Genomic DNA, 3,069 nt, shown 5'->3' on the forward strand with positions numbered 1-3,069 from the left:
CCAGAAATGCTCGGCGATATGGGTAAAACACCGTGGGATGTTATCGGCAAAGGCACATCACACGATGTAATTCTGCAGCAAGATGTGGGTTGGACAGAAGTCGCGGGCAAAAATCCGGTAGATTTTGTTAAAGCTTACCCAGGCCGCACCATTACCACTCACTACAAAGCCGCAGCGCCCGATGAAGGCAATAAAGAGGACCCAATTCTCGGTAAAGACACCACTGACTGGAAGGCATTGATTGAAGCCAACAAAACCGTCGGCGGTACACTCTGGTTGGTGGTAGAACAAGAAGTCTATCCAGAAGGTATGTCACCAATGCAAAGCGTAGAAGCATCGTTGAAAGGCTTGCAAAAAATTATCGCCGATACCAAATAGTTTTACCCTTTATGTTAAGTAAACGCCGCTACGCGGCGTTTTTTATTTTAGCAACCACAATAAAAAAATTGGAGCAAACATGAACCTGACACGTTTTTCTATCGCATTCATTAGCTTGGCTTGCATTAGTCTCAGCGCAAAAAGCGCGGAGCTGCAACAATTACCCACCCATACCAGCAGCCGCGTAGTGGTGACCAGTGACGAGGCAGGAAATAAAGCCTATGAATATTCCTGGCCCGCCATCTATTTTGAAACTGCCTTTAACGGTGATTCACTCACCGTAAAATTTGATGATGACCAAAACAACTTTCAACTGATTATTGATAGCCAAACACCGATTGCAATCAACAAACCCGGCAAACAGGACTATGTTGTACCCAACTTAACCCCCGGTAAACATCAGGTGCGATTGGAAAAAATCAGCGAGACGCAATCATCCACCGGTCGCTTTCTCGGTTTCTACAGCGACGATAAACCCGCAACACTCCCCAAGCGCAAACGCCAAATTGAATTTATCGGCGATTCCTATACTGTGGGCTACGGCAACATATCCAGCAGCCGCGAATGTACCAATGAAGAGTTATTCAATACCACCAACTCACAACTCGCCTTCGGCCCACTGACTGCAAAACATTTTAATGCCGATTATCAAATTAATGCATCCTCGGGTTTTGGTATAGTGCGCAACTACAACGGTCACTCGCCCGATAAAAACCTGATTGGCCTCTATCCATTTACGTTGCACAACAACAGTTATATTTATGCTGGCGATTGGCAACCGCAAGTGATCGTTATAGGTTTGGGCACCAACGATTTCTCCACCAAACTCAATGACGGTGAACGCTGGAAAACGCGTGAAGCGTTACAGCAGGATTACATTAACAAATACACGCAGTTCGTCAAAACCCTGCACACTAACAACCCCAAAGCCCAATTTATCCTGATGGCATCAGATCAAGCAGAAGGTGAGATTGCAGCGCAAGTCAGCAAGGTCATCGCCAGCTTGAAAGCCGATGGATTGAAGAAAATAGATTCGATTATTTTTACCGGGCTGGATTACAAAGGTTGCCATTGGCATCCATCAGTGAATGATGACAAGCTAATCGCCGGATTGCTGATTGATTACTTGAAAAACAAAAAGGCATGGTAGTTGGCGATATTATTGAATAACGTCAACACAACTATAAAAGCGGCGCTCGTCGCAGAGACACCGCTTTTATAGTTGTAGCAGTATCACCTTCAATCTGGTTGGGCACAAGAAAAGCTTACATCCAAACGCGTTGATGAAACCAAACTATTATCGGCAGCAACGGGGATATTTTTTTTGCCGCTATTATTCAATACCACTTTTCCACTGATTAAATGTGACAGATAAGAATCCCGTTGCGCATAAACAGAAAACGCCCCCAAAGCAGATTTACAACCGCAATCAGCAATCGAATCCTTCAAAACCAAGTCAAATGACAAAACAGGAACACTGCCCTCTGTGACTAATTTCGGATTACGTATTTCCGAACATTGGGACAGTTGATTTTTTATATCAATTTTTTCATCGCTAGCTAAAACAACTAATGGCATTAGAAAAAATGCTAAAAAACTAAACTTTAGTGCCGCCATTTGTTTTCCTTCCTTTTATATAAGACACCTTAATAATCAACGACACTTTACCCGTATTTCTATTGAAGCTCCTTAACTGGGGAAAAATTCTACCTTCAACCTCTATGCATCCATGACTGTAGCCTTTGGTAGAATCATGCAAATAAAAACCTCCCCGAATAATCGGTGAACAACGGATTTTTGTTGCTGAATCAGCAGGCTCCATCCTTGCCCTATTATTCCCCCAGTTTTGCCAATAGGGCTCACAATTACCCGCAACTGCACCTCTTGGTATTGTTTGAATACCCCAAGCAGGCTTAATAGCGCAGCTACCTGTGCCATCATCTTTTGCGACACCTTGGTCTGTTAAAAGCATTTTATAAAATCCTTCTGGAATTGGCCCACTATCAGGCACACAATAATATTCGGGTTCTTGAAATCCAAACAAGCCTGATGTCGCTTTAAACATCCCCTTGCCAGACAATACAATTCTTATCCATCGTAAACCATATCAATTATCATGAACGCTTTTCTCTGCCAACAATAAAGTGCGACCTTCACTTCAAATAAAAACGCCTTTGGCGAAACCAACGACACGCTTATCGACTAGCCTGAAAAAGTTACACTTTATTATCAGCGCCAATTTTGTGACCGGCCTACCAGTAGTGGCCCCCAACCCATTCGAGCCAGAATTACGAATATGATGTAGAGAATTCATATTTAGCAGTAATCAACCGCCTGGCCTTGCCCAAACTTATAGACTTTCATGAAATGCAATCGTGATAAATTAAATGCGAGCAATTAAGGACCGTTACAAATAAAACCGTCAAATCACACAATGGGAAAATTTAAGCGACATAAAAAACCAAAAAGAAATTATAAATTTTATCGGCATCGCAATATTGATCATAATGAAATATTAAAAAAAATTAGGCGATTAAACAGGACAATCTATAGCTATTAAACAATTCTGCAATAAAAATCTGCTTGAATGACCTAATCAAATCAACAAGATAAAAATTTTTATATATTGTCACCTTAGTCATCACAACGTTTGACTAATTAATAATCGCCAATATAATGCACGCGAAATTC

4 protein-coding genes are annotated in these 3,069 nt (G+C 41.8%); 2 read left to right on the plus strand and 2 right to left on the minus strand.

All coding sequences use genetic code 11. The annotated features are described in order from the left end of the window. Positions 1 to 378 (plus strand): sugar phosphate isomerase/epimerase family protein (locus ACWA6V_RS19905; RefSeq protein ID WP_449524125.1); only part of this gene is annotated, 378 nt, incomplete at its 5' end. Positions 379 to 457: 79 nt separating this feature from the next. Further along, positions 458 to 1,528, plus strand: a complete 1,071-nt coding sequence (locus ACWA6V_RS19910) for a GDSL-type esterase/lipase family protein (protein ID WP_449524126.1) — start codon at positions 458 to 460, stop codon at positions 1,526 to 1,528. 89 nt (positions 1,529 to 1,617) lie between these two features. Here ACWA6V_RS19910 and ACWA6V_RS19915 read toward each other — a convergent pair whose 3' ends face one another. Together ACWA6V_RS19915 and ACWA6V_RS19920 are read right to left on the minus strand one after the other, a co-directional pair. Next, entirely contained in the window at positions 1,618 to 1,995 is a 378-nt protein-coding gene (locus tag ACWA6V_RS19915) for a DUF2195 family protein (protein WP_449524127.1), read from the minus strand. Further along, positions 1,976 to 2,443, minus strand: coding sequence for a DUF2778 domain-containing protein (locus tag ACWA6V_RS19920; RefSeq protein ID WP_449524128.1), 468 nt, complete (start codon positions 2,441 to 2,443; stop codon positions 1,976 to 1,978). The genes ACWA6V_RS19915 and ACWA6V_RS19920 overlap by 20 nt, the downstream gene beginning before the upstream one ends. Positions 2,444 to 3,069 lie beyond the last annotated feature (626 nt).

This window comes from Cellvibrio sp. (assembly GCF_053579595.1).

Excerpts from the sequence above, each read along its gene's own strand:
- ACWA6V_RS19915 (WP_449524127.1), bottom strand. The coding sequence starts at position 1,995 with ATGGCGGCACTAAAGTTTAGTTTTTTAGCATTTTTTCTAATGCCATTA.
- ACWA6V_RS19910 (WP_449524126.1), top strand. The coding sequence starts at position 458 with ATGAACCTGACACGTTTTTCTATCGCATTCATTAGCTTGGCTTGCATT.
- ACWA6V_RS19920 (WP_449524128.1), bottom strand. The coding sequence starts at position 2,443 with ATGTTTAAAGCGACATCAGGCTTGTTTGGATTTCAAGAACCCGAATAT.